Origin of the sequence: Paraburkholderia kururiensis, from assembly GCF_034424375.1 — a bacterium.
GTDB lineage: Bacteria > Pseudomonadota > Gammaproteobacteria > Burkholderiales > Burkholderiaceae > Paraburkholderia > Paraburkholderia kururiensis_A.
This window is the reverse complement of sequence record NZ_CP139965.1, coordinates 3968035-3994536: the sequence shown is the minus strand read 5'-3', so window position 1 is coordinate 3994536 and position 26502 is coordinate 3968035. Positions and strand designations below refer to the sequence as shown.

The 26502-nt window shown below is 61.3% G+C and carries 28 protein-coding genes and 1 tRNA gene; all 29 read left to right on the top strand.

Going from position 1 to position 26502, the window contains the following annotated elements:
- Positions 1-51: 51 nt before the first annotated feature.
- The 29 genes from U0042_RS17920 to rpsN all read left to right on the top strand — a co-directional run bounded on the left by U0042_RS17920 (position 52) and on the right by rpsN (position 26493).
- Positions 52-127, top strand: a tRNA-Trp gene (locus U0042_RS17920).
- 36 nt (positions 128-163) lie between these two features.
- Entirely contained in the window at positions 164-544 is a 381-nt protein-coding gene (secE, locus tag U0042_RS17915; protein ID WP_114815396.1) for a preprotein translocase subunit SecE, read from the top strand.
- A gap of 1 nt (position 545) precedes the next feature.
- Entirely contained in the window at positions 546-1103 is a 558-nt protein-coding gene (gene nusG, locus U0042_RS17910; RefSeq protein WP_026121916.1) for a transcription termination/antitermination protein NusG, read from the top strand.
- Between the two features lie 151 nt (positions 1104-1254).
- Positions 1255-1686, top strand: a complete 432-nt coding sequence (gene rplK / locus U0042_RS17905; RefSeq protein WP_114815397.1) for a 50S ribosomal protein L11 — start codon at positions 1255-1257, stop codon at positions 1684-1686.
- A complete protein-coding gene (gene rplA, locus U0042_RS17900) occupies positions 1687-2385 on the top strand; it encodes a 50S ribosomal protein L1 (protein ID WP_114815398.1) in 699 nt (232 codons plus the stop codon).
- A gap of 302 nt (positions 2386-2687) precedes the next feature.
- Positions 2688-3185, top strand: a complete 498-nt coding sequence (rplJ, locus tag U0042_RS17895; protein WP_114815399.1) for a 50S ribosomal protein L10 — start codon at positions 2688-2690, stop codon at positions 3183-3185.
- Positions 3186-3257: 72 nt separating this feature from the next.
- The gene (gene rplL / locus U0042_RS17890) at positions 3258-3635 is read left to right on the top strand and encodes a 50S ribosomal protein L7/L12 (protein WP_114815400.1); all 378 of its coding nucleotides are present in this window, start codon (positions 3258-3260) and stop codon (positions 3633-3635) included.
- 380 nt (positions 3636-4015) lie between these two features.
- Positions 4016-8122 carry a DNA-directed RNA polymerase subunit beta gene (gene rpoB / locus U0042_RS17885; RefSeq protein ID WP_114815401.1) on the top strand — a complete coding sequence of 1369 codons (4107 nt, stop codon included), beginning with the start codon at positions 4016-4018 and terminating at the stop codon, positions 8120-8122.
- 21 nt (positions 8123-8143) lie between these two features.
- On the top strand, positions 8144-12385 hold the full coding sequence (gene rpoC, locus U0042_RS17880) for a DNA-directed RNA polymerase subunit beta' (RefSeq protein WP_114815402.1): 4242 nt from the start codon (positions 8144-8146) through the stop codon (positions 12383-12385).
- 245 nt (positions 12386-12630) lie between these two features.
- Complete coding sequence (recQ, locus tag U0042_RS17875) at positions 12631-14478, top strand: DNA helicase RecQ (protein ID WP_114815403.1); 1848 nt, start codon at positions 12631-12633, stop codon at positions 14476-14478.
- 230 nt (positions 14479-14708) lie between these two features.
- Positions 14709-15089 (top strand): 30S ribosomal protein S12, encoded by a 381-nt coding sequence (gene rpsL / locus U0042_RS17870; RefSeq protein WP_017777150.1) that lies wholly within the window; start codon positions 14709-14711, stop codon positions 15087-15089.
- Between the two features lie 176 nt (positions 15090-15265).
- Positions 15266-15736: a 30S ribosomal protein S7 gene (gene rpsG / locus U0042_RS17865; protein WP_114815404.1), complete on the top strand. Its 471-nt coding sequence runs from the start codon at positions 15266-15268 to the stop codon at positions 15734-15736.
- Between the two features lie 138 nt (positions 15737-15874).
- Positions 15875-17977 (top strand): elongation factor G, encoded by a 2103-nt coding sequence (fusA, locus tag U0042_RS17860; protein WP_114815405.1) that lies wholly within the window; start codon positions 15875-15877, stop codon positions 17975-17977.
- A gap of 47 nt (positions 17978-18024) precedes the next feature.
- Positions 18025-19215, top strand: coding sequence for an elongation factor Tu (tuf, locus tag U0042_RS17855; RefSeq protein WP_327204985.1), 1191 nt, complete (start codon positions 18025-18027; stop codon positions 19213-19215).
- Between the two features lie 130 nt (positions 19216-19345).
- Positions 19346-19657, top strand: a complete 312-nt coding sequence (rpsJ, locus tag U0042_RS17850; protein WP_017777154.1) for a 30S ribosomal protein S10 — start codon at positions 19346-19348, stop codon at positions 19655-19657.
- Between the two features lie 219 nt (positions 19658-19876).
- Complete coding sequence (gene rplC, locus U0042_RS17845; RefSeq protein WP_114814102.1) at positions 19877-20536, top strand: 50S ribosomal protein L3; 660 nt, start codon at positions 19877-19879, stop codon at positions 20534-20536.
- Positions 20536-21156, top strand: a complete 621-nt coding sequence (rplD, locus tag U0042_RS17840; protein ID WP_017777156.1) for a 50S ribosomal protein L4 — start codon at positions 20536-20538, stop codon at positions 21154-21156. Before rplC ends, rplD begins: the two co-directional genes overlap by 1 nt.
- Positions 21153-21467: a 50S ribosomal protein L23 gene (rplW, locus tag U0042_RS17835; RefSeq protein WP_017777157.1), complete on the top strand. Its 315-nt coding sequence runs from the start codon at positions 21153-21155 to the stop codon at positions 21465-21467. Before rplD ends, rplW begins: the two co-directional genes overlap by 4 nt.
- Before the next feature lie 2 nt (positions 21468-21469).
- A complete protein-coding gene (gene rplB, locus U0042_RS17830; RefSeq protein WP_114813981.1) occupies positions 21470-22297 on the top strand; it encodes a 50S ribosomal protein L2 in 828 nt (275 codons plus the stop codon).
- A gap of 9 nt (positions 22298-22306) precedes the next feature.
- On the top strand, positions 22307-22582 hold the full coding sequence (gene rpsS / locus U0042_RS17825) for a 30S ribosomal protein S19 (RefSeq protein WP_004199273.1): 276 nt from the start codon (positions 22307-22309) through the stop codon (positions 22580-22582).
- 12 nt (positions 22583-22594) lie between these two features.
- Entirely contained in the window at positions 22595-22924 is a 330-nt protein-coding gene (rplV, locus tag U0042_RS17820) for a 50S ribosomal protein L22 (protein WP_004199272.1), read from the top strand.
- 11 nt (positions 22925-22935) lie between these two features.
- Entirely contained in the window at positions 22936-23736 is an 801-nt protein-coding gene (gene rpsC, locus U0042_RS17815; RefSeq protein ID WP_017777159.1) for a 30S ribosomal protein S3, read from the top strand.
- Positions 23737-23738: 2 nt separating this feature from the next.
- Positions 23739-24155, top strand: a complete 417-nt coding sequence (gene rplP / locus U0042_RS17810) for a 50S ribosomal protein L16 (RefSeq protein WP_017777160.1) — start codon at positions 23739-23741, stop codon at positions 24153-24155.
- A gap of 10 nt (positions 24156-24165) precedes the next feature.
- On the top strand, positions 24166-24360 hold the full coding sequence (gene rpmC / locus U0042_RS17805) for a 50S ribosomal protein L29 (RefSeq protein WP_017777161.1): 195 nt from the start codon (positions 24166-24168) through the stop codon (positions 24358-24360).
- A complete protein-coding gene (gene rpsQ / locus U0042_RS17800) occupies positions 24357-24629 on the top strand; it encodes a 30S ribosomal protein S17 (RefSeq protein ID WP_009888377.1) in 273 nt (90 codons plus the stop codon). The genes rpmC and rpsQ overlap by 4 nt, the downstream gene beginning before the upstream one ends.
- Positions 24630-24937: 308 nt before the next feature.
- Positions 24938-25306 (top strand): 50S ribosomal protein L14, encoded by a 369-nt coding sequence (gene rplN, locus U0042_RS17795; RefSeq protein ID WP_004197951.1) that lies wholly within the window; start codon positions 24938-24940, stop codon positions 25304-25306.
- Positions 25307-25315: 9 nt separating this feature from the next.
- Positions 25316-25624: a 50S ribosomal protein L24 gene (rplX, locus tag U0042_RS17790; RefSeq protein ID WP_114813982.1), complete on the top strand. Its 309-nt coding sequence runs from the start codon at positions 25316-25318 to the stop codon at positions 25622-25624.
- A gap of 16 nt (positions 25625-25640) precedes the next feature.
- Positions 25641-26180 carry a 50S ribosomal protein L5 gene (rplE, locus tag U0042_RS17785; RefSeq protein WP_017777164.1) on the top strand — a complete coding sequence of 180 codons (540 nt, stop codon included), beginning with the start codon at positions 25641-25643 and terminating at the stop codon, positions 26178-26180.
- 7 nt (positions 26181-26187) lie between these two features.
- Positions 26188-26493, top strand: a complete 306-nt coding sequence (gene rpsN, locus U0042_RS17780) for a 30S ribosomal protein S14 (protein ID WP_017777165.1) — start codon at positions 26188-26190, stop codon at positions 26491-26493.
- Positions 26494-26502 lie beyond the last annotated feature (9 nt).

Sequence of the window (26502 nt, the reverse complement as noted above, 5' to 3'; positions counted from 1 at the left end):
TCGTTGATCGGTTGTTTCGGGGTTGGCGATATCGTCAACCCCAAATGGTTTAGGGGTATAGCTCAACTGGCAGAGCGTCGGTCTCCAAAACCGAAGGTTGGGGGTTCGATTCCCTCTGCCCCTGCCAAATTCTCGCGCTTGTCGCGATGTTCGTTAAGGTGTTATGGCGAATCCTTCCGTCGAAACTGTAAATACATCCGGTGACAAGCTGTTGCTCGTCGCGGGCGTATTGTTGGTGGTGGCCGGGTTCGTGGGCTTTTTCTGGCTCGGTAGCCAAGAATGGTATGTTCGCGGCGCCGCGCTGGCGGTTGGCGTGGTCGCAGGTGTGGTGGTCGGTTTGCTCTCGGCGCCCGGTAAGGGCTTTATCGCATTCGGCAAGGATTCGTACCGGGAAGTTCGCAAGGTTGTCTGGCCTACCCGTAAGGAAGCCACGCAAACCACGCTGGTGGTTTTCGGCTTCGTGCTGGTCATGGCCGTGCTCCTCTGGATCAGCGATAAGTCCATCGAATGGGTGATTTTCTCGGTGATTCTGGGTTGGAAATGATATGAGCGATACTCCGGCATCCCCGAGCGGAAAGCGTTGGTACGTCGTGCACGCCTACTCCGGCATGGAGAAGAGCGTGCAACGTGCGCTTCAGGAGCGCATTGAGCGCGCCGGCATGCAAGACAAGTTTGGTCAGATTCTCGTTCCGACCGAAGAAGTGGTTGAAGTGAAAGGCGGTCACAAGTCTGTGACCGAGCGTCGTTTCTTCCCGGGCTACGTGCTCGTCGAGATGGAAATGACCGACGAGACGTGGCATCTCGTGAAGAATACTGCCAAGGTGACCGGGTTCGTGGGTGGTGCGCGTAACCGGCCCAGCCCGATTTCGCCGCGCGAAGTCGAAAAGATCATGTCGCAGATGCAGGAAGGCGTGGAAAAGCCGCGTCCGAAGACCCTGTTCGAAGTTGGCGAGATGGTGCGGGTGAAAGATGGTCCGTTTACGGACTTCAACGGTAGCGTCGAAGAAGTCAATTACGAAAAGTCGCGCGTCCGGGTTTCTGTCACTATTTTTGGCCGCGCAACGCCGGTTGAACTCGAGTTCGGCCAGGTCGAGAAGCTTTAATCCAGATTTCGCGGATCGCGCCGGTGAGGCGCGGTCCGCCTTTCGCGCTTACGGTCCGCGCAATGGCCGTTGAGGAGCGTCAGTAGTCAGTTCACCGACGAGCGCGCGTTACTACTCACCGAACGCTCACGCGTTCCACTGAGGTTTTCAAATGGCAAAGAAAATTATCGGCTTTATCAAGCTGCAGATTCCTGCGGGTAAAGCCAATCCGTCGCCCCCCGTCGGTCCGGCGCTGGGTCAGCGCGGCCTGAACATCATGGAGTTCTGCAAGGCGTTCAACGCGCAGACGCAGTCCATGGAGCCGGGCCTGCCCGTCCCGGTGGTCATCACCGCATTCGCCGACAAGAGCTTCACGTTTGTCCTGAAGACGCCGCCGGCAACGGTTCTGATCAAGAAGGCCGCGAAGATCGACAAGGGCTCGAGCAAGCCGCACACCGACAAGGTCGGTTCGATCACGCGCGCTCAGGCCGAAGAGATCGCCAAGACCAAGATGCCGGACCTTACGGCAGCTGATATGGACGCAGCGGTTCGCACGATCGCTGGCAGCGCCCGCTCGATGGGCATCACCGTGGAGGGCGTGTAAATGGCCAAGCTTTCTAAGCGTCTGAAGGCATACGCGAACAAGGTCGACCGTCAGAAGCTGTACCCGATCGGCGACGCGCTCGCACTCGTGAAGGAATGCGCTACGGCGAAGTTCGACGAGTCGATCGACGTGGCCGTGCAACTCGGCATCGATGCCAAGAAGTCGGACCAGGTCGTTCGTGGCTCCGTCGTGCTGCCGGCTGGTACCGGTAAGTCGGTTCGCGTGGCAGTGTTCGCGCAAGGCGACAAGGCTGAACAAGCTCGCGCCGCCGGTGCGGAAATCGTCGGTATGGAAGATCTCGCCGAGCAGATCAAGGCCGGCAATCTGAATTTCGACGTCGTGATCGCTTCGCCGGACACGATGCGTGTGGTCGGTACGCTGGGTCAGATTCTCGGCCCGCGTGGCCTGATGCCGAACCCGAAGGTCGGCACGGTGACGCCGGACGTGGCCACTGCAGTCAAGAATGCGAAGGCCGGCCAGGTGCAATTCCGCGTCGACAAGGCGGGGATCATCCACGCGACCATCGGTCGTGCTTCGTTCGAACCCGCAGCGCTGCGCAGCAACCTCGATGCACTCGTCGACGCGCTGAACAAGGCGAAGCCGGCAACGAGCAAGGGCGTGTACCTGCGCAAGATCGCCGTGTCGAGCACGATGGGTGTTGGCGTGCGTGTCGATCAGGCCACGCTCGCGGCGCAGTAATCGTTTTGTCGCTCCGCTGCGGCATCGGGCGGAGCGCTTAAGGGCTTTGGGCGGTCGTGGGATGGCAGTGTGCATCGCGCGGCCGGTTGTCAAAGACCGTTGGTGGGGCGTAGCGGTTGGACGTTCCCTTAATGCAAACCAACGCAGATGGCGAACCCGAAAAGGTTTTGAAGTGCTGAAGCGGGTTGTCGCGCGCAGCAATGCGGGCGGGAACCAGCTGAAATACTCCGGACTGGTCGGACGCCGTTGTTGAACCCGATGCACAAGGCTCGTGCCGCGTGTATCGAATCTGGAGGCTAACCGTGCCACTCAACAAGGAAGACAAGCAGGCCGTCGTAGCTGAGGTTTCCGCGCAAGTTGCGAAAGCCCAGACGATGGTTCTTGCTGAGTATCGTGGGATTGCGGTTGGCGATCTGACCAAGCTGCGCGCGAAAGCGCGCGAGCAGCAGGTGTACCTGCGCGTGCTGAAGAATACGTTGGCACGTCGCGCAGTTGAAGGTACCCCGTTTGCTCCGCTGGCAGAGCAGATGACTGGCCCTCTGATCTACGGCATCTCGGAAGATGCCATTGCCGCTGCGAAGGTCGTCAACGACTTCAGCAAGGGCAATGACAAGCTGATCATCAAGGCCGGTGCCTACGAAGGCAAGGTGATGGACAAGGCTGGCGTGCAAGCGCTTGCCAACATCCCGAGTCGCGAGGAACTGCTCTCGAAGCTGTTGTTTGTCATGCAGGCCCCGGTTTCTGGCTTCGCGCGCGCATTGGCTGCGCTGGCGGAGAAGAAGCAAGGCGAAGCTGCGTAACGAACTTCAGCCTGGCGAGATCTGCGGACAGGATCGCTGGCTGTATCCGAATTCAATCTAGGAGTATTTCACATGGCAATCGCAAAAGAAGACATCCTCGAAGCCGTTGGCGCGATGTCGGTTCTGGAACTGAACGAACTGGTCAAGGCGTTCGAAGAGAAGTTTGGCGTGTCGGCAGCTGCCGTGGCAGTGGCAGGCCCGGCAGGCGGTGGCGGTGCTGCTGCCGCTGCTGAAGAGCAGACCGAATTCACGGTCGTGCTGACCGAAGCCGGTGGCAACAAGGTCGCCGTGATTAAGGCTGTTCGCGAACTGACGGGTCTGGGCCTGAAGGAAGCGAAGGACCTGGTCGACGGTGCACCGAAGCCCGTTAAGGAAGCGGTGCCCAAGGCTGCTGCTGACGAAGCGAAGAAGAAGCTGGAAGACGCTGGCGCGAAGGCTGAAATCAAGTAAGTTCCGGCGCGCTGTGCGAAGGCTGGCGGTTTTCACACCGCCGGCCTTTTTGTGCTTTGTGGGGACCGTGTTTTTTGCGCCTATCGGGGCGGAAACCGGCGCCCCAGAAGCCAAAGAAAATCGCCTTTCCAGACCTTCGGGTCACGTTTGAACGGCGCTTCTCTTTGTCTTCTGAAGCGACTGCAGAAGGCAAGTTTGGTCGGGCAGCGGGCAACACTGGCATCCGCTGCCGTCAGCCAGCGGTTGGTAGCGGCCAACCACCAAGCTTCTAAGGCTCGTTCAAGCCATCGGACGGCCATCGGGTCTCAGTCGGTGAACACTCGGGTCGTACCTGTCGGGCAATCCTGCCCCCGGCAACCCCGCCGTGATTCGGAGATCGTATGCAATATTCCTTCACCGAGAAGAAGCGTATTCGCAAGAGTTTCGCGAAGCGCCCCATCGTTCACCAGGTTCCTTTCCTGCTGGCCACCCAGCTTGAATCATTCAGCACATTTCTGCAAGCGGACGTGTCTACGGCGCAGCGCAAGCCCGAGGGCCTGCAAGCGGCGTTCACGTCCGTGTTCCCCATTGTTTCGCACAACGGCTTCGCGCGTCTCGAGTTCGTCAGCTACGCACTCTCGCCGCCCGCATTCAACATCAAGGAATGCCAACAGCGCGGCCTGACGTACTGCTCGGCGCTGCGCGCCAAGGTGCGTCTGGTGCTGCTCGACAAGGAGTCGCCGAGCAAGCCGGTCGTCAAGGAAGTGAAGGAGCAGGAAGTGTACATGGGCGAAATTCCGCTCATGACGCCGACGGGCTCTTTCGTGATCAACGGCACGGAACGCGTGATCGTGTCGCAGCTGCACCGCTCGCCTGGCGTGTTCTTCGAACACGACAAGGGCAAGACGCACAGCTCCGGCAAGCTGCTGTTCTCCGCGCGCATCATTCCTTACCGCGGCTCGTGGCTCGACTTCGAATTCGATCCGAAGGACGTGCTGTACTTCCGCGTCGACCGTCGTCGCAAGATGCCGGTCACGATCCTGCTGAAGGCGATCGGCCTGACGCCGGAACAGATCCTCGCGAACTTCTTCGTGTTCGACAACTTCACGCTGATGCCGGACGGCGCGCAGATGGAGTTTGTGCCCGAGCGTCTGCGTGGTGAAGTCGCGCGTTTCGACATCACGGATCGTGATGGCAACGTGATCGTCCAGAAGGACAAGCGCATCAACGCGAAGCACATTCGCGACCTCGACAACGCGAAGACGAAGTTCATCTCGGTGCCCGAGGACTATCTGCTCGGCCGCGTGCTGGCGAAGAACATCGTCGACAGCGAAACGGGCGAAGTGATCGCCAACGCGAACGACGAAGTCACGGAAAGCGTGCTCGAGAAGCTGCGCGAAGCGGGCATCAAGGACTTCCAGACGCTCTATACGAACGATCTGGACCAGGGCCCGTACATCTCGTCGACGCTGCGTGTCGACGAAACCGCCGACCGCATGGCCGCGCGCATCGCGATCTACCGCATGATGCGTCCGGGCGAGCCGCCCACCGAAGAAGCGGTCGAGGCGCTGTTCAACCGTCTGTTCTACAGCGAAGACGCGTACGACCTCTCGAAGGTCGGCCGTATGAAGTTCAATCGCCGCGTGGGCCGCGATGAGATCACGGGTCCGATGACGCTGCAGGACGACGACATCCTCGCGACCATCAAGATCCTCGTCGAGCTGCGTAACGGCAAGGGCGAAGTGGACGATATCGACCACCTCGGCAATCGTCGCGTGCGTTGCGTCGGCGAACTGGCGGAGAACCAGTTCCGCGCTGGTCTCGTGCGCGTCGAGCGTGCGGTGAAGGAACGTCTGGGTCAGGCCGAAAGCGAAAACCTGATGCCGCACGACCTGATCAACTCGAAGCCGATTTCGTCGGCGATTCGCGAGTTCTTCGGATCGTCGCAGCTGTCGCAGTTCATGGACCAGACCAACCCGCTGTCGGAAATCACGCACAAGCGTCGTGTTTCCGCACTGGGCCCGGGCGGTCTGACGCGCGAACGCGCAGGCTTCGAAGTGCGTGACGTGCACCCGACCCACTATGGCCGCGTGTGCCCGATCGAAACGCCGGAAGGTCCGAACATCGGTCTGATCAACTCGCTCGCGCTGTATGCGCACCTGAACGAGTACGGCTTCCTCGAAACGCCGTATCGCAAGGTCGAAGACGGCAAGGTCACGGACCAGATCGATTACCTGTCGGCAATCGAAGAAGGCCGTTACGTGATCGCGCAGGCGAACGCCGCAGTGGCCGACGACGGCACGCTCACCGACGAACTGGTGTCGTCGCGCGAAGCCGGCGAAACGCTGATGGTCACGCCGGACCGCATCCAGTACATGGACGTGGCGCCGTCGCAGATCGTGTCGGTGGCGGCTTCGCTGATTCCGTTCCTCGAGCACGACGACGCGAACCGCGCGTTGATGGGCTCGAACATGCAGCGTCAGGCTGTGCCGTGTCTGCGTCCTGAAAAGGCCGTGGTCGGTACGGGCATTGAGCGCACGGTGGCGGTCGACTCCGGTACGACGGTTCAGGCGTTCCGCGGTGGCGTGGTCGATTACGTCGACGCGGGCCGTATCGTGATTCGCGTGAACGACGACGAAGCGGTGGCCGGTGAGGTGGGTGTCGACATCTACAACCTCATCAAGTACACGCGTTCGAACCAGAACACGAACATCAACCAGCGTCCGATCGTGAAGGTGGGCGACATCGTCTCGCGCGGCGACGTGCTGGCCGACGGCGCCTCCACGGACCTGGGCGAGCTCGCGCTCGGCCAGAACATGCTGGTCGCGTTCATGCCGTGGAACGGCTACAACTTCGAAGACTCGATCCTGATCTCCGAGAAGGTGGTGGCCGACGACCGTTACACGTCGATCCACATCGAAGAATTGAACGTCGTTGCTCGCGACACGAAGCTCGGACCGGAAGAAATCACGCGCGACATTTCGAACCTCGCGGAAGTGCAGTTGAGCCGTCTCGACGAGTCGGGCATCGTGTACATCGGCGCGGAAGTCGAAGCGGGCGACGTGCTGGTGGGCAAGGTGACGCCGAAGGGCGAAACGCAGCTCACGCCGGAAGAAAAGCTGCTGCGCGCGATCTTCGGCGAGAAGGCATCGGACGTGAAGGACACCTCGCTGCGCGTGCCGTCGGGCATGAGCGGCACGGTGATCGACGTGCAGGTGTTCACGCGTGAAGGCATCCAGCGCGACAAGCGCGCCCAGCAGATCATCGACGACGAACTGAAGCGCTATCGCCTCGACCTGAACGACCAGCTGCGTATCGTGGAAGGCGACGCGTTCCAGCGTCTCGCACGCATGCTCGTGGGCAAGGTTGCGAACGGTGGTCCGAAGAAGCTCGCGAAGGGCACGAAGATCGACCAGGCGTACCTGGAAGACCTCGACCACTACCACTGGTTCGACATCCGCCTCGCGGACGAAGACGCAGCGGCGCAGCTCGAAGCCATCAAGGACTCGATCGAACAGAAGCGTCACCAGTTCGACCTCGCGTTCGAAGAGAAGCGCAAGAAGCTCACGCAAGGCGACGAACTCCCGCCGGGCGTGCTGAAGATGGTCAAGGTGTACCTCGCGGTGAAGCGCCGTCTGCAGCCTGGCGACAAGATGGCCGGCCGTCACGGTAACAAGGGTGTGGTGTCGAAGATCGTTCCGGTCGAAGACATGCCGTACATGGCCGACGGCCGTCCGGCCGACGTCGTGCTGAACCCGCTCGGCGTGCCGTCGCGGATGAACGTGGGTCAGGTGCTGGAAGTGCACCTGGGCTGGGCCGCGAAGGGTCTGGGCTGGCGTATTGGCGAAATGCTGCAGCGTCAGACGAAGGTCGAAGAGCTGCGCGTGTTCCTGACGAAGATCTACAACGAGTCGGGCCGCTCGGAAGAGCTGGACAGCTTCTCGGACGACGAGATCATCGAACTCGCGAAGAACCTGCGCGAAGGCGTGCCGTTCGCGACGCCGGTGTTCGACGGCGCGACCGAAGAGGAAATGTCGAAGATGCTGGATCTGGCGTTCCCGGACGAGATCGCCGAACAGCTCGGCATGACTAAGTCGAAGAACCAGGTCCGCCTCTACGACGGCCGCACGGGTGAAGCATTCGAACGTACGGTGACGGTGGGCTACATGCACTACCTGAAGCTGCACCACCTGGTCGACGACAAGATGCACGCGCGCTCCACGGGTCCGTACTCGCTCGTGACGCAGCAGCCGTTGGGCGGCAAGGCGCAGTTCGGTGGTCAGCGCTTCGGTGAAATGGAAGTGTGGGCGCTCGAAGCGTATGGCGCATCGTACGTGCTGCAGGAAATGCTGACGGTGAAGTCGGACGACGTGACCGGCCGTACCAAGGTCTATGAGAACCTGGTGAAGGGCGACCACGTGATCGACGCCGGTATGCCTGAGTCGTTCAACGTGCTGGTGAAGGAAATCCGGTCGCTGGGTATCGACATCGACCTGGACCGGAACTAATCGGACTACTGGAGAGAAGCGATGAAAGCTTTGCTCGATCTATTCAAGCAAGTCCAACAAGAAGAAGTTTTTGATGCGATCAAGATCGGTCTGGCCTCGCCGGACAAGATCCGGTCGTGGTCGTTCGGCGAAGTCAAGAAGCCGGAGACCATCAACTACCGCACGTTCAAGCCGGAACGCGATGGCCTGTTCTGCGCCAAGATCTTTGGCCCGATCAAGGACTACGAGTGCCTGTGCGGCAAGTACAAGCGCCTCAAGCACCGTGGCGTGATCTGCGAAAAGTGCGGCGTCGAAGTGACGCTCGCCAAGGTGCGTCGCGAACGCATGGGCCACATCGAACTGGCCTCGCCCGTCGCGCACATCTGGTTCCTGAAGTCGCTGCCGTCGCGTCTGGGCATGGTGCTCGACATGACGCTGCGCGACATCGAGCGCGTGCTGTACTTCGAAGCGTACGTGGTGATCGATCCGGGCATGACGCCGCTGAAGGCGCGGCAGATCATGACCGAAGAGGATTACTACAACAAGGTCGAGGAATACGGCGACGAATTCCGCGCCGAGATGGGCGCGGAAGGCGTGCGCGAACTGCTGCGTTCGATCAACATCGACGAGCAGGTCGAAACGCTGCGCACCGAACTCAAGAACACGGGTTCCGAAGCGAAGATCAAGAAGTACGCGAAGCGCCTGAAGGTGCTCGAGGCCTTCCAGCGTTCGGGCATCAAGCCCGAGTGGATGATTCTCGAAGTGCTGCCGGTGCTGCCGCCGGAACTGCGTCCGCTCGTGCCGCTCGACGGCGGCCGCTTCGCAACGTCTGACCTGAACGACCTGTATCGCCGCGTGATCAACCGTAACAACCGGTTGAAGCGTCTGCTGGAGCTGAAGGCTCCGGAAATCATCGTGCGCAACGAAAAGCGCATGCTGCAGGAAGCCGTCGACTCGCTGCTCGACAACGGTCGTCGCGGCAAGGCGATGACGGGCGCGAACAAGCGTCCGCTGAAGTCGCTCGCCGACATGATCAAGGGTAAGGGCGGTCGCTTCCGTCAGAACCTGCTGGGCAAGCGCGTGGACTACTCGGGCCGTTCGGTCATCGTGGTGGGCCCGACGCTGAAGCTGCACCAGTGCGGTCTGCCGAAGCTGATGGCGCTCGAACTGTTCAAGCCGTTCATCTTCAACAAGCTGGAAGTGATGGGCGTCGCGACGACCATCAAGGCGGCGAAGAAGGAAGTCGAGAACCAGACGGCGGTAGTGTGGGACATCCTTGAAGAGGTGATCCGCGAGCACCCGGTCATGCTGAACCGTGCGCCGACGCTGCACCGTCTCGGCATTCAGGCTTTCGAGCCGGTGCTGATCGAAGGTAAGGCGATCCAGCTGCACCCGCTCGTCTGCGCGGCGTTCAACGCCGACTTCGACGGTGACCAGATGGCCGTTCACGTGCCGCTGTCGCTCGAAGCGCAGATGGAAGCGCGCACGCTGATGCTCGCGTCGAACAACGTGCTGTTCCCCGCCAACGGCGATCCGTCGATCGTGCCGTCGCAGGATATCGTGCTGGGTCTGTACTACGCGACGCGTGAAGCCATCAACGCGAAGGGCGAAGGCATGACGTTCACGGGCGTGTCGGAAGTCCTCCGCGCGTACGAGAACAAGGAGGTCGAGCTCGCATCGCGCGTCAACGTGCGGATTACCGAAATGGTCCGCAACGAAGACACGTCGGAAGGTGCGCCGCAGTTCGTGCCGAAGATCTCGCTGTATGCGACGACCGTCGGCCGCGCGATCCTTTCGGAAATCCTGCCGCACGGCCTGCCGTTCTCGGTGCTGAACAAGCCGCTCAAGAAGAAGGAAATCTCGCGCCTCATCAACACCGCGTTCCGCAAGTGCGGTCTGCGCGCGACGGTCGTGTTCGCCGACCAGCTGATGCAGTCGGGTTTCCGTCTCGCGACGCGCGCCGGCATTTCGATCTGCGTGGACGACATGCTCGTGCCGCCGCAGAAGGAAACGATCGTCGGCGACGCCGCGAAGAAGGTGAAGGAGTACGACCGCCAGTACATGTCGGGTCTCGTCACCGCGCAGGAACGCTACAACAACGTGGTCGACATCTGGTCGGCAACGTCGGAAGCGGTCGGCAAGGCGATGATGGAGCAGCTGTCGACGGAGCCGGTGACGGACCGCGACGGCAACGAGACGCGCCAGGAGTCGTTCAACTCGATCTACATGATGGCCGACTCGGGCGCCCGGGGTTCGGCGGTGCAGATTCGTCAGCTGGCCGGTATGCGCGGCCTGATGGCGAAGCCGGACGGCTCGATTATCGAGACGCCGATTACTGCGAACTTCCGCGAAGGTCTGAACGTGTTGCAGTACTTCATCTCGACCCACGGTGCACGTAAGGGTCTGGCTGATACGGCACTGAAGACCGCGAACTCGGGTTACCTGACGCGTCGTCTCGTCGACGTGACGCAGGACCTCGTGGTGGTCGAGGACGATTGCGGCACCTCGAACGGCGTGGCCATGAAGGCGCTGGTCGAGGGCGGTGAAGTGGTCGAAGCGCTGCGTGACCGGATTCTCGGCCGCGTGGCGGTGGCGGACGTCGTCAATCCGGAATCGCAGGAAACGCTGTACGAAGCGGGCACGCTGCTCGACGAAGTCGCAGTCGAGGAAATCGAACGCCTCGGTATCGACGAAGTGCGTGTGCGCACGCCGCTCACCTGCGAAACGCGCTACGGCCTGTGCGCCTCGTGCTACGGCCGCGACCTTGGCCGCGGCTCGCTCGTGAACGTCGGCGAAGCAGTTGGCGTGATCGCGGCGCAGTCGATCGGCGAACCGGGCACGCAGCTCACGATGCGTACGTTCCACATCGGTGGTGCGGCGTCGCGTGCCGCTGTGGCTTCGTCGGTCGAAGCGAAGAGCAACGGTACGGTGCGCTTCACCGCGTCGATGCGCTACGTGACCAACGCGAAGGGCGAGCAGATCGTCATCTCGCGTTCGGGCGAAGCGATCATCGCGGACGATCACGGCCGCGAGCGCGAGCGTCACAAGGTGCCGTACGGCGCCACGCTGCTGCAGCTCGACGGTGCGCAGATCAAGGCCGGCACGCAGCTCGCCACGTGGGACCCGATGACGCGCCCGATCATTACCGAGTACAGCGGTACGGTGAAGTTCGAGAACGTCGAAGAAGGCGTGACGGTGGCCAAGCAGATCGACGACGTGACCGGTCTTTCGACCCTGGTCGTGATCGACGTGAAGCGCCGTGGTTCGCAAGCTTCGAAGAGCGTGCGTCCGCAGGTGAAACTGCTCGACGCCAGCGGCGAGGAAGTGAAGATCCCGGGTACCGAGCATTCGGTGCAGATCGGCTTCCAGGTCGGCGCGCTGATCACGGTGAAGGACGGCCAGCAGGTGCAGGTCGGTGAGGTGCTCGCACGTATTCCGACGGAATCGCAGAAGACGCGTGACATTACCGGCGGTCTGCCGCGTGTGGCCGAACTCTTCGAAGCCCGTTCGCCGAAGGACGCGGGCATCCTGGCGGAAGTCACCGGCACGGTGTCGTTCGGTAAGGACACGAAGGGCAAGCAGCGCCTCGTTATCACGGACCTCGAGGGCAACCAGCACGAGTTCCTGATCGCGAAGGAAAAGCAGGTTCTGGTGCACGATGGTCAGGTCGTCAACAAGGGCGAAATGATCGTGGACGGACCGGCGGATCCGCACGACATCCTGCGTCTGCAGGGCGTCGAGGCGCTGTCGCGCTACATCGTGGACGAAGTGCAGGACGTGTACCGTCTGCAAGGCGTGAAGATCAACGACAAGCACATCGAAGTGATCGTGCGTCAGATGCTGCGCCGCGTGCAGATCGTCGACAACGGCGATACGCGCTTCATTCCGGGCGAACAGGTCGAGCGTTCCGACATGCTCGACGAGAACGACCGGATGATCGCGGACGACAAGCGTCCGGCCACGTACGAGAACGTGCTGCTGGGTATCACGAAGGCGTCGCTGTCCACCGACTCGTTCATCTCCGCTGCGTCGTTCCAGGAAACGACCCGCGTGCTGACCGAGGCGGCGATCATGGGCAAGCGCGACGATCTGCGTGGCCTGAAGGAAAACGTGATCGTCGGTCGTCTGATTCCGGCCGGTACGGGCCTTGCGTTCCACAAGGCACGCAAGAGCAAGGAACTGGCGGATCGCGAGCGCTTCGACCAGATCGCAGCCGAAGAGGCGTTCGAATTCGGTACGCCGGAAGCCCCGGCCGCCGAACAGCAGCCTCACACGGGCGAGTAATCCGCAAGCGGCGCGAGCCGCTTCGGATGACCGCTTCGCACAAGCCGTCCAGTTTCGACTGGGCGGCTTTTTTATTTCCGGCTTCGCGTTTGCACTGGCTCGCCGGTGTTTTGCGCCGGACGTCGGCCCGCGTTGGCGCCGTATGGCCTCGTTCGGATGGCCAACGCAGCGGGATGGCCCGCATCGCAAGCGCCTCGCGTTGGTAGAATTCGGGCTGATCCGCTTTGCCGTTCTCTTCCCTCTACATGTCCCGCTCGCTCGAAATTCTCAACGAAGTTTTTGGTTATCCCGCGTTCCGGGGGCAGCAGGGCGAAATCGTCGAACATGTGGCGAGCGGCGGCGACGCGCTCGTGTTGATGCCCACGGGCGGCGGCAAGTCGCTCTGCTACCAGATTCCGTCGCTCGTGCGGCGGGAGGCGGGGCAGGGCGCGGGCATCGTGGTCTCCCCGCTCATTGCGCTCATGCAGGACCAGGTCGCGGCACTCACCGAAGTCGGCGTACGAGCGGCTTACCTGAACTCGACGCTTTCGGGCGCGGAGGCCGCGGCCACGGAGCGTGCATTGCGAGAGGGCGACATCGACCTGCTCTATGTCGCGCCCGAACGCCTGATGACACCGCGCTTTCTCGAACTGCTCGAGCGCACGCGCATCGGCCTCTTCGCCATCGATGAAGCGCACTGCGTGTCGCAATGGGGGCACGACTTCCGGCCGGAATATATCCAACTGTCGGTGCTGCACGAACGCTTTCCGGCGGTGCCGCGCATCGCGCTGACGGCCACGGCGGATGCCATCACGCGCGACGAAATCGTGCACCGTCTTGCGCTCGACGACGCGCGTATTTTCGTCTCGAGCTTCGACCGGCCCAACATCCGCTACCGGATCGTCGAAAAGGACAACGCGCGCGCTCAACTGCTCGACTTCATCCGTGCCGAACACACGCGTGCGGACGGCACCACCGACGCCGGCGTCGTGTATTGCCTGTCCCGCCGCAAGGTCGAAGAAACGGCGGAGTGGCTGAAAGGGCAAGGCATCCGCGCGCTGCCGTACCACGCCGGCATGGAATTCGCCGTGCGGCAGGAGCACCAGGAGATATTCCAGCGCGAAGAGGGCATCGTGATGTGCGCGACGATCGCTTTCGGCATGGGCATCGACAAGCCCGACGTTCGCTTTGTCGCGCACCTGGATTTGCCCAAGAGCGTGGAGGGCTACTACCAGGAAACCGGGCGCGCCGGCCGCGACGGTCTGCCGGCGAACGCGTGGATGGCTTACGGGCTGGGCGACGTGGTGCAGCAGCGCAAGATGATCGACGAGTCCGACGCCGACGACGCGCACAAGCGCGTGCAGACCAGCAAACTGGATGCGCTGCTCGGACTGTGCGAAACGGCCGCATGCCGTCGTGTGCGGCTGCTCGCGTACTTCGGCGAGGAGTCCGGGCCGTGCGGCAACTGCGACACCTGCCTTGAGCCGCCGGCCACGTGGGACGCCACGCGCGAGGCGCAGATGGCGCTCTCGTGCGTGTTTCGGGCGCAGCGCGCGAGCGGCTTCAACTTCGGCGCGGGACATCTGATCGACGTTCTGCGCGGTAACCGCAACGAAAAGATTCTTCAGCGCGGGCACGAACAGCTGAGCACCTTCGGCATTGGAGCGGCGCTCTCCGAGCCGGAATGGCGGGCGATCTTCCGGCAACTTGTCGCGTTTGGCTATCTGGCGGTCGACCACGACGGCTTCGGCTCGCTCGTGCTCACGGAGGCGAGCAAGCGGGTGCTCAAGGGCGAGGAGACCGTGACGATGCGGCGTTACGTGAAGCCCGCGCGCACACGGCAGGGGTCCGGCCGCACCAGCGAGCGCGCCGATCCGACGCTCGGCATGAGCGCACAGGAGCGGGCGCGCTGGGACAGGCTGCGCGCATGGCGAACGGCCACTGCCAAAAGCGAGGGCGTGCCGGCCTACGTCATTTTTCACGACGCAACCCTGGCCGAAATCGCGCGAGTGCATCCCGACACGATCAGCGACCTGCGCCATATTCCCGGCATTGGGGCCCGTAAGTTGGAACGGTTCGGCGACGAATTGCTCGAGGTCGTGGGTGCTGACTAGCGGCGGCGCCGCTCGGGGGCGCCCGTCACACCGTCCAAAATGCTGCAAGCTATTGACGCGCTTGGCATTTCCCGAATATGATGCTGGGTTCCGGTTCTTGGGATGTCGGTGTGCGTCCGTTTTAGTGACGCACGCAAGACGGTTTTTCCCGTCCGGAGATTCGAAACGTATCGATTTTCGCTTTGCCCGGAAATGGGTGCGTCGATTTTGTTCAATTTCAGGAATAAACAATGCCAACCATCAATCAACTGGTTCGCAAAGGCCGCACTTCGGAAGTCGCGAAGAGCAAGAGCCCGGCCTTGCAGGACTGCCCGCAGCGTCGCGGCGTGTGCACCCGTGTGTACACCACGACGCCGAAGAAGCCGAACTCGGCACTCCGTAAGGTCGCCAAGGTTCGCCTCACGAACGGTTTCGAAGTGATTTCGTACATCGGCGGTGAAGGCCATAACCTGCAGGAACACTCGGTTGTGCTGATCCGCGGCGGCCGTGTGAAGGACTTGCCGGGTGTGCGCTACCACATGGTTCGCGGCTCGCTGGATACCCAGGGTGTCAAGGATCGTAAGCAGGCTCGTTCGAAGTACGGCGCGAAGCGCGCCAAGGCTGCGAAGTAAGCAGTCGGGATGTCGCCTTCACGGGCGATAGAAGGCGGTGGTGCCGGATTCGCCGGTGCTGTCGAGTAAGTGGTCACCCGACCAGGCTGGTAAGTCGTCATGGATGAATCGGGTTAGTTGGTGACCGCGGGGTGGGCGCAGATCGCCGCTCCAACTGAAAAGGTAAAGGAAGAAACATGCCGCGTCGTCGCGAAGTCCCCAAGCGGGAAGTGTTGCCGGATCCGAAGTTCGGTAACGTCGAAGTAGCAAAGTTCATGAACGTGCTGATGCTCTCGGGCAAGAAGTCGGTTGCCGAGCGTATCGTGTACGGCGCTTTCGAGCAGATCCAGACCAAGGGTGGCAAGGACCCGCTGGAAGTGTTCACTGTCGCACTCAACAACGTGAAGCCGGTGGTGGAAGTGAAGAGCCGCCGCGTGGGTGGTGCGAACTATCAGGTTCCGGTCGAAGTGCGTCCGTCGCGTCGTATGGCATTGGCGATGCGTTGGTTGCGCGAGGCCGCGAAGAAGCGCAGCGAGAAGTCGATGGCACTGCGTCTTGCCGGTGAGTTGATGGAAGCGTCCGAAGGACGTGGTGGCGCAATGAAGAAGCGCGACGAAGTTCACCGGATGGCGGAAGCCAACAAGGCGTTCTCGCATTTCCGTTTCTAAGCATCCCGATTTCGGGTCGAACGGAAAGAAATTCCGGGCGGGTGCGCTTGAAAAGCGCCTCGCCCGTTTGTGTTAAGGCGCATCGGGCCTATATATCCGCAGTGGATTCCCGGTTTGCCAACCCCATAGAGGAACAAAGTGGCTCGCAAGACTCCCATCGAGCGCTACCGCAATATCGGTATTAGCGCTCACATCGACGCCGGCAAAACGACGACGACCGAGCGCATCCTGTTTTACACCGGCGTGAACCACAAGATCGGTGAAGTGCACGACGGCGCTGCAACCATGGACTGGATGGAGCAGGAACAGGAGCGGGGCATCACGATTACGTCCGCTGCTACGACTGCCTTCTGGAAGGGCATGGGCAACAACTATCCGGAACACCGGATCAACATCATCGACACCCCGGGCCACGTCGACTTCACGATCGAAGTGGAGCGTTCGATGCGCGTGCTCGACGGCGCGTGCATGGTCTACTGTGCCGTGGGCGGCGTGCAGCCGCAGTCGGAAACGGTGTGGCGCCAGGCGAACAAGTACAAGGTGCCCCGTCTCGCGTTCGTCAACAAGATGGACCGTACCGGCGCGAACTTCTTCAAGGTCTACGACCAGTTGAAGACCCGCCTGAAGGCGAACCCGGTTCCCGTCGTGGTGCCGATCGGCTCGGAAGAAAACTTCAAGGGCGTCGTCGACCTCCTGAAGATGAAGGCGATCATTTGGGACGAAGCATCCCAAGGCACGAAGTTCGACTACGTCGACGTCCCGGCTGAACTGGTCGATACGTGCAACGAGTGGCGCGAGAAGATGATCGAATCCGCCGCCGAAGCCAGCGAAGAGCTGATGGAAAAGTACCTCGGTGGCGAAGAGCTGAGCGAAGCGGAAATCGTCAAGGCGCTGCGTGATCGTACGATCGCTTGCGAAATCCAGCCGATGCTGTGCGGCACCGCGTTCAAGAACAAGGGCGTGCAGCGCATGCTCGACGCCGTGATCGACTTCCTGCCGTCGCCGGTCGACATCCCGCCGGTGAAGGGCGAACTCGAAAGCGGCGAAACGGCGGAGCGCAAGGCGTCGGACGACGAGAAGTTCTCGGCGCTCGCGTTCAAGATCATGACCGACCCGTTCGTCGGTCAGCTGATCTTCTTCCGCGTCTACTCGGGCGTGGTGAATTCGGGTGACACGGTGCTGAACTCGACCAAGGACAAGAAGGAACGCCTTGGCCGTATTCTGCAGATGCACGCCAACCAGCGCGAAGAAATCAAGGAAGTGCGCGCGGGCGACATCGCGGCGGCTGTGGGCCTGAAGGAAGCGACCACCGGCGACACGCTGTGCGATCCGGCCAACCCGATCGTGCTCGAGCGCATGGTGTTCCCGGAGCCGGTGATCTCGCAGGCCGTCGAGCCGAAGACGAAGGCCGACCAGGAAAAGATGGGTCTCGCGCTGAACCGTCTCGCGCAGGAAGATCCTTCGTTCCGCGTGCAAACGGACGAGGAATCGGGCCAGACGATCATCTCGGGTATGGGCGAGTTGCACCTCGAAATTCTCGTCGACCGCATGAAGCGCGAATTCGGCGTGGAAGCGACCGTCGGCAAGCCGCAGGTTGCGTACCGCGAAACGATCCGCAGCACGGCGAAGGACGTGGAAGGCAAGTTCGTCAAGCAGTCGGGTGGTCGCGGCCAGTACGGTCACGCCGTCATCACGCTGGAGCCGAACGAGCAGGGCAAGGGTTACGAGTTCCTCGACGAGATCAAGGGCGGGGTGATTCCGCGTGAATTCATTCCGGCTGTCGACAAGGGTATCGTCGACACGCTGAAGAACGGCGTGCTGGCTGGCTTCCCGGTCGTGGACGTGAAGGTTCACCTGACGTTCGGTTCGTACCACGACGTGGACTCGAACGAAAACGCGTTCCGCATGGCCGGCTCCATGGCGTTCAAGGAAGCCATGCGCCGCGCAACGCCGGTGCTGCTCGAGCCGATGATGGCTGTCGAAGTCGAGACGCCGGAAGACTACATGGGCAACGTGATGGGCGACCTGTCGGGCCGCCGTGGCATCGTGCAGGGCATGGAAGACATGGTGGGCGGCGGCAAGATCGTACGCGCCGAAGTGCCGCTGTCGGAAATGTTCGGCTACTCCACGTCGCTGCGTTCGCTCACGCAAGGCCGTGCAACGTACACGATGGAATTCAAGCACTACGCAGAAGCCCCGCGTAACGTGGCCGACGCGATCATCAACGCGAAGGCGAAGTAATCGTCGGCGTCCTGTCACCGATTCACTTTTTTTGAAAGAAGAGAAACATGGCTAAAGGTAAATTTGAGCGGACCAAGCCGCACGTGAACGTGGGCACGATCGGTCACGTTGACCACGGCAAGACCACGCTGACGGCGGCGATTGCGACGGTTCTGTCGGCGAAGTTCGGCGGCGAGGCGAAGAAGTACGACGAGATCGACGCGGCGCCGGAAGAAAAGGCCCGCGGCATCACGATCAACACGGCGCACATCGAGTACGAAACGGCCAACCGGCACTACGCACACGTTGACTGCCCGGGTCACGCGGACTACGTGAAGAACATGATCACGGGTGCAGCGCAGATGGATGGCGCGATCCTGGTGTGCTCGGCCGCGGACGGCCCGATGCCGCAGACGCGCGAGCACATCCTGCTGGCGCGCCAGGTGGGCGTGCCGTACATCATCGTGTTCCTGAACAAGTGCGACATGGTGGACGACGCCGAGCTGCTCGAGCTGGTGGAAATGGAAGTGCGCGAGCTGCTGTCGAAGTACGACTTCCCGGGCGACGACACGCCGATCATCAAGGGTTCGGCCAAGCTGGCGCTGGAAGGCGACAAGGGCGAGCTGGGTGAAGTGGCGATCATGAACCTGGCCGACGCGCTGGACACGTACATCCCGACGCCGGAGCGCGCGGTGGACGGCGCGTTCCTGATGCCGGTGGAAGACGTGTTCTCGATCTCGGGCCGCGGTACGGTGGTGACGGGCCGCGTCGAACGTGGCGTGATCAAGGTCGGCGAGGAAATCGAGATCGTCGGTATCAAGCCGACGGTGAAGACGACGTGCACGGGCGTGGAAATGTTCCGCAAGCTGCTGGACCAGGGCCAGGCGGGCGACAACGTCGGTATCCTGCTGCGCGGCACGAAGCGCGAGGAAGTGGAGCGTGGCCAGGTGCTGGCCAAGCCGGGTTCGATCACGCCGCACACGCACTTCACGGCTGAGGTGTATGTGCTGAGCAAGGACGAAGGCGGCCGCCACACGCCGTTCTTCAACAACTACCGTCCGCAGTTCTACTTCCGTACGACGGACGTGACGGGCTCGATCGAGCTGCCGAAGGACAAGGAAATGGTGATGCCGGGCGACAACGTGTCGATCACGGTGAAGCTGATTGCACCGATCGCGATGGAAGAAGGCCTGCGCTTCGCCATCCGTGAAGGTGGCCGTACCGTCGGCGCCGGTGTCGTCGCCAAGATCATCGAGTAAAATCGCTGGTTTGCAGTAACAGCAGTAAGTGCCCGGGACCGGGTACCTGCCTCCCCGGCGGACGCCCGGTCCTACGTTCTTTCTTAATCCGGCGGTGCAACATCGCCTCGCTCTTTTTCAAGGAATCGTCATGCAAAACCAGAAAATCCGCATCCGCCTGAAGGCTTTCGACTACCGCCTGATCGACCAGTCGGCAGCTGAAATCGTCGATACGGCCAAGCGGACTGGTGCAATCGTCCGTGGCCCGGTGCCGCTGCCGACGCGTATCCAGCGGTTCGACATCCTGCGTTCGCCGCACGTCAACAAGACGTCGCGCGACCAGCTCGAGATCCGTACTCACCTGCGCCTGATGGACATCGTCGACCCGACGGACAAGACCGTCGACGCGCTGATGAAGCTCGATCTGCCGGCAGGCGTGGACGTGGAAATCAAGCTGCAGTAAGGGTTTCCGGCGCCGACGCTCCGGCGGGCGGCGCTAAGTCATTGATTGCTTGCGGAAAACGAAAGGCCTCGCTATAATGCTAGGCTTTTCGCGCATCTGCGCAAAAAGCCAGTGGCTTGCCGTAGTCCCAAAGGCGCCTAAAGCGTCCGTCAGGCGCGGTGATCAGCTGGCACTTTGTAAATTAGCCCCGACCAATCGCAGTCGGGAATGGAGAAAACGATGAGCCTTGGACTCGTAGGTCGCAAGGTTGGCATGACCCGTATCTTCACGGCTGAAGGGGATTCGATTCCCGTCACCGTGCTGGACGTGTCCGACAACCGCGTGACGCAGATCAAGACTGTTGAAACCGACGGCTACACGGCTGTTCAGGTTGCATTCGGTACGCGCCGTGCATCGCGCGTGACGAAGCCGCTCGCAGGTCATCTCGCCAAAGCCGGTGTTCAGGCCGGTGAAATCCTCAAGGAATTCCGCATCGATGCAGCCAAGGCTGCCGAGCTGTCCGCCGGCGCTGTGGTTGGCACCGATCTGTTCGAAGTGGGCCAGAAGGTCGACGTGCAAGGCGTGTCGATCGGTAAGGGCTACGCCGGTACCATCAAGCGTTACAACTTCAGCTCGGGCCGTGCCTCGCACGGTAACTCGCGCTCGCACAACGTGCCGGGCTCGATCGGTATGGCACAGGATCCGGGTCGCGTGTTCCCGGGCAAGCGCATGACCGGTCATATGGGTGACGAGACCGTGACGGTCCAGAACCTCGAGATCGCTCGCATCGACGCAGACCGCAAGCTGCTGCTCGTGAAGGGTGCCGTTCCGGGTGCGAAGGGCGGCAAGGTTTTCGTGACGCCGGCCGTGAAAGCGCGTGCCGAGAAAGGAGCGAAATAATGGAACTTAAGCTCCTGAATGCCAATGGTCAGGAAGGCGCTGCGGTCAACGCGTCGGACGTCGTGTTCGGCCGTGACTACAACGAAGCCCTGATTCACCAGATCGTCATTGCGTACCAAGCGAACGCGCGCAGCGGTAACCGCGCCCAGAAGGATCGCACGGACGTCAAGCACACCACCAAGAAGCCGTGGCGTCAGAAGGGTACGGGCCGCGCTCGTGCCGGTATGTCGTCGAGCCCGCTGTGGCGCGGCGGTGGTCGCATCTTCCCGAACTCGCCGGAAGAAAACTTTTCGCACAAGGTCAACAAGAAGATGCACCGCGCAGGTCTGTGCTCCATCTTCTCGCAGCTGGCCCGCGAAGGCCGCATCTCGGTGGTCGAGGACCTCACGCTCGAAGCGCCGAAGACGAAGCTGCTGGCCGAAAAGTTCAAGGCTATGGGTCTCGAGTCCGTGCTCGTCATTACTGACACGGTCGACGAAAACCTGTACCTCGCGTCGCGCAACCTCGCCCACGTGGCGGTTGTCGAGCCGCGTTACGCCGACCCGCTGTCGCTGATCTACTTCAAGAAAGTGCTGATCACGAAGGCCGCGGTCGCCCAGATCGAGGAGTTGCTGTCATGAGCGAGATTCGCAAGAACGATCATCGTTTGATGCAGGTTCTGCTCGCGCCGGTGATCTCCGAAAAGGCGACGCTGGTTGCCGACAAGAACGAGCAGGTTGTGTTCGAAGTTGCGCCGGACGCGAACAAGCAGGAAATCAAGGCTGCAGTCGAGCTGCTGTTCAAGGTGGAAGTCAAATCCGTCAACGTGCTGGTCACGAAGGGCAAGAGCAAGCGCTTTGGCCGTTTCGTGGGTCGCCGCAAGGACGTGAAGAAGGCGTACGTCTGCCTGAAGCCCGGCCAGGAAATCAACTTTGAAGCGGAGGCCAAGTAATCATGGCACTCGTTAAAGTTAAGCCGACCTCGCCGGGCCGCCGCGCGATGGTCAAGGTGGTCAACAAGGAACTGCACAAGGGCAAGCCGTACGCACCGCTCGTCTCGAAGCAGAGTTCGACCGCCGGCCGTAATAACAACGGCCACATCACGACGCGTCACAAGGGTGGTGGTCACAAGCAGCACTATCGTGTGATCGACTTCCGCCGTACGAAGGACGGCATTCCGGCGAAGGTCGAGCGTCTCGAGTACGACCCGAACCGTAGCGCGAACATCGCGCTGGTTCTGTACGCAGACGGGGAGCGCCGCTACATCATCGCGCCGAAGGGCGTGACGGTTGGCCAGCAGATCATGTCGGGTTCGGAAGCGCCGATCCGCGCGGGTAACGCACTGCCGATCCGCAACATTCCGGTCGGTACGACGATTCACTGCATCGAGATGTTCCCTGGCAAGGGCGCGCAAATGGCGCGTTCGGCTGGCGCATCAGCCATGTTGCTGGCTCGCGAAGGCATCTACGCGCAGGTTCGTCTGCGCTCGGGTGAAATCCGCCGCGTGCACGTGGAGTGCCGCGCGACGATCGGTGAAGTGGGCAACGAAGAGCACAGCCTGCGCCAGATCGGCAAGGCCGGTGCAAACCGCTGGCGCGGTATCCGCCCGACGGTGCGTGGCGTTGCAATGAACCCGGTCGATCACCCGCACGGTGGTGGTGAGGGCAAGACGGCTGCAGGTCGCGACCCGGTAAGCCCGTGGGGCACGCCGACGAAGGGTTACCGCACCCGCAGCAACAAGCGCACGACGACGATGATCGTCCAGCGCCGTCACAAGCGTTAAGGAGCAGCAATGGCACGTTCTGTTAAAAAAGGTCCGTTCTGCGACGCCCATTTGCTGAAGAAGGTTGAGGCGGCTGCAGCTTCGCGTGACAAGAAACCGATCAAGACCTGGTCGCGTCGTTCGACGATCCTGCCGGACTTCATCGGCCTGACGATCGCCGTGCACAACGGCCGTCAACACGTTCCGGTGTACATCTCGGAAAACATGGTCGGCCACAAGCTTGGCGAGTTCGCATTGACCCGGACGTTCAAGGGTCACGCGGCCGACAAGAAGGCCAAGAAATAAGGGGCAATCAAGATGGAAGTGAAAGCAATTCATCGCGGTGCCCGCATCTCGGCGCAGAAGACGCGCCTTGTGGCTGACCAGATCCGCGGTTTGCCGGTCGACAAGGCGCTGAACGTTCTGACGTTCTCGCCGAAGAAGGCGGCAGGCATCGTGAAGAAGGTCGTGCTGTCGGCGATCGCGAATGCAGAGCACAACGAGGGCGCCGACATCGACGAGCTCAAGATCAAGAGCATCTACGTCGACAAGGCAGCGTCGCTCAAGCGGTTCACCGCGCGCGCAAAGGGCCGCGGCAACCGCATTGAGAAGCAATCCTGTCACATCACTGTGACGGTCGGGAATTAAGGGGTCACACGATGGGACAGAAAATTCATCCGACTGGCTTCCGTTTGGCCGTCAGCCGCAATTGGGCTTCGCGCTGGTACGCGAACAACAACAATTTCGCGGCGATGTTGAAGGAAGACATCGGTGTTCGTGAATACCTGAAGAAGAAGCTGAAGAACGCTTCGGTTGGCCGCGTGGTCATCGAGCGTCCGGCGAAGAACGCGCGCATCACGATTTACAGCTCGCGTCCTGGCGTCGTGATCGGCAAGAAGGGCGAAGACATCGAACTGCTCAAGTCGGAGCTGCAGAAGCGCATGGGCGTGCCCGTGCACGTCAACATCGAGGAAATCCGCAAGCCGGAAACCGATGCGCAGCTGATCGCCGATTCGATCACGCAACAGCTCGAGCGCCGGATCATGTTCCGCCGCGCGATGAAGCGTGCGATGCAAAACGCCATGCGTCTGGGTGCCCAGGGCATCAAGATCATGAGCGCGGGCCGTCTGAACGGTATCGAAATCGCCCGTACCGAGTGGTATCGCGAAGGCCGCGTGCCTCTGCACACCCTGCGTGCGGACATCGACTATGCGACTTCGGAAGCGAAGACGACGTACGGCGTGATCGGCGTGAAGGTGTGGGTCTATAAGGGCGACACGCTCGGCCGCAACGACGCGCCGGTCGTGGAAGAAGTTGCCGAAGAGAAGCGCCCGCGCCGCAACGCACGTCCGGGCGACCGCCGTGGCCGCCGTGATGGCGAAGGTGCCCCGGGTGCACGCCGTGGCGCGCCTCGCCGTGGTGCCGGCAAGCCTGAAGGCGACGGCAAGACTGGAGAATAACCATGCTGCAACCGAAACGCAGGAAGTATCGCAAAGAGCAGAAGGGCCGCAACACCGGTATCGCGACGCGCGGCAACGCCGTTTCGTTCGGTGAGTTTGGCCTGAAGGCTGTCGGTCGCGGCCGTCTGACCGCGCGTCAGATTGAGGCGGCGCGTCGTGCCATGACGCGTCACATCAAGCGCGGTGGCCGCATCTGGATTCGCATTTTCCCGGACAAGCCGATCTCGCAAAAGCCGGCCGAAGTACGTATGGGTAACGGTAAAGGTAACCCTGAGTACTACGTCGCCGAGATCCAGCCGGGCAAGATGCTCTATGAAATGGACGGCGTAACCGAAGAACTGGCACGCGAAGCGTTCCGTCTGGCTGCAGCGAAGCTGCCGCTGAAGACGACCTTCACCGTGCGTCAGCTCGGCGCCTAAGGAGCAAAAGATGAAAGCTTCCGAACTCCGGGAAAAAGACCAGGCCGCGCTCAACAAGGAGCTGTCGGACCTGTTGAAGGCGCAATTCGGTCTGCGCATGCAGCTCGCGACCCAGCAGCTCACGAACACGAGCCAGCTGAAGAAGGTTCGTCGCGACATCGCGCGCGTGCGGACCGTTCTGACCCAGAAGGCGAACCAGAAATGAACGATAGCGTAAAAACCTCGCTCAAGCGGACGCTGGTCGGCAAGGTCGTCAGCAACAAGATGGACAAGACCGTCACCGTGCTCGTCGAGCATCGTGTGAAGCACCCGATCTACGGCAAGTACGTCGTGCGCTCGAAGAAGTATCACGCGCACGACGAAGCGAACACGTACAACGAGGGTGACCTCGTCGAAATCCAGGAAACTCGTCCGGTGTCGAAGACGAAGGCCTGGACCGTGTCGCGCCTCGTCGAAGCAGCCCGCGTCATCTGAGCACGAGCCGGACTAAGCAGTAGAAGTACTTGAAATCGCAGTAGATTTCGCTTGCAAGACCGAGATTATTTGTTATAATCTCGGTCTTCCCTCTTTATGGGAGCCCGTCGCGGGCGAAATTGGTGGAGGGGGGCGGCTCGGCGTCAGTCCGTGGCTGTCAGGTTTCACCGGAATGCGATGGCGGGTTTCGTTATGCCGTCGCTGCTGTTCTAACCCAAGCAGCTGAGCAATGCAGTACGGCTGACGGGACCAAGACTGACCGGGTGCGCCATGGTGGTGCAGTCGGATTAAGTTGGGAAAGATAAACCATGATCCAGACCGAATCTCGGCTTGAAGTGGCCGACAACACGGGTGCGCGTGAAGTCATGTGCATCAAGGTGCTCGGCGGCTCGAAGCGTCGTTATGCCAGCATCGGCGACATCATCAAGGTGAGCGTCAAAGAGGCAACGCCGCGTGGGCGCGTGAAGAAAGGCGAAATCTATAACGCCGTGGTGGTTCGCACCGCCAAGGGCGTGCGCCGTCAAGACGGCTCGCTGATCAAGTTCGATGGCAACGCCGCCGTGCTTTTGAATAACAAGCTTGAGCCTATCGGCACCCGCATTTTCGGGCCGGTTACGCGTGAGCTGCGTAGCGAACGGTTCATGAAGATCGTTTCGCTGGCGCCGGAAGTGCTGTAAGGAGTCGCGATGAACAAGATTCGCAAGGGTGACGAAGTCGTCGTCATTACCGGCAAGGACAAGGGCAAGCGCGGCGTCGTGCTGGCTGTTGGCGAAGATCGCGTTACCGTCGAAGGCATCAACATCGCGAAGAAGCATGTGAAGCCGAACCCCATGAAGGGTACGACTGGTGGCGTGGAAGCGAAGGCGATGCCGCTGCATATTTCGAACGTCGCGCTGGTGGACGCCAATGGCAAGCCGTCGCGTGTCGGCATCAAGGTCGAAGGGGACAAGAAGGTTCGTTTCCTGAAGACGACCGGTGCTGTCCTGAGCGCCTGACGCTGCGGAGTAAAAAATGGCACGTTTGCAAGAGTTCTATAAAGAGAAGGTTGTTCCCGGCCTGATCGAGAAGTTCGGTTACAAGTCGATCATGGAAGTGCCGCGTATCACCAAGATCACCCTGAACATGGGCCTTGGCGAAGCAGTCGCGGACAAGAAGGTGATCGAGAACGCCGTGGGCGATCTGACGAAGATCGCAGGTCAGAAGCCCGTCGTGACGAAGGCCCGCAAGGCAATCGCCGGCTTCAAGATCCGTCAGGGTTATCCGATCGGCGCGATGGTCACGCTGCGTGGCCAGGCAATGTACGAATTTCTCGACCGCTTCGTGACCGTGGCGCTGCCGCGTGTGCGCGACTTCCGTGGCGTGTCGGGCCGTGCATTCGACGGTCGCGGCAACTACAACATCGGTGTGAAAGAGCAGATCATTTTCCCCGAAATCGACTACGACAAGATCGACGCGCTGCGTGGGCTGAACATCAGCATCACCACGACCGCGAAGACCGACGACGAAGCAAAGGCTCTGCTCGCCAGCTTCAAGTTCCCGTTCAGAAACTGAGGTTACTGTGGCTAAACTGGCACTGATCGAACGTGAAAAGAAGCGCGCCCGCCTTGCGGCCAAGTACGCACCGAAGCGCGCGGCGCTGAAGGCGATCATCGACGACCAAACGAAGTCGGAAGAAGAGCGCTACGCAGCCCGCCTCGAACTGCAACAACTGCCTCGCAACTCGAACCCGACTCGCAAGCGTAATCGTTGCGCGATCACGGGTCGTCCGCGTGGCACGTTCCGCAAGTTCGGGCTCGCACGTAACAAGATTCGCGAAATCGCATTCCGTGGCGAGATCCCTGGCCTGACCAAGGCGAGCTGGTAATAGGAGAAA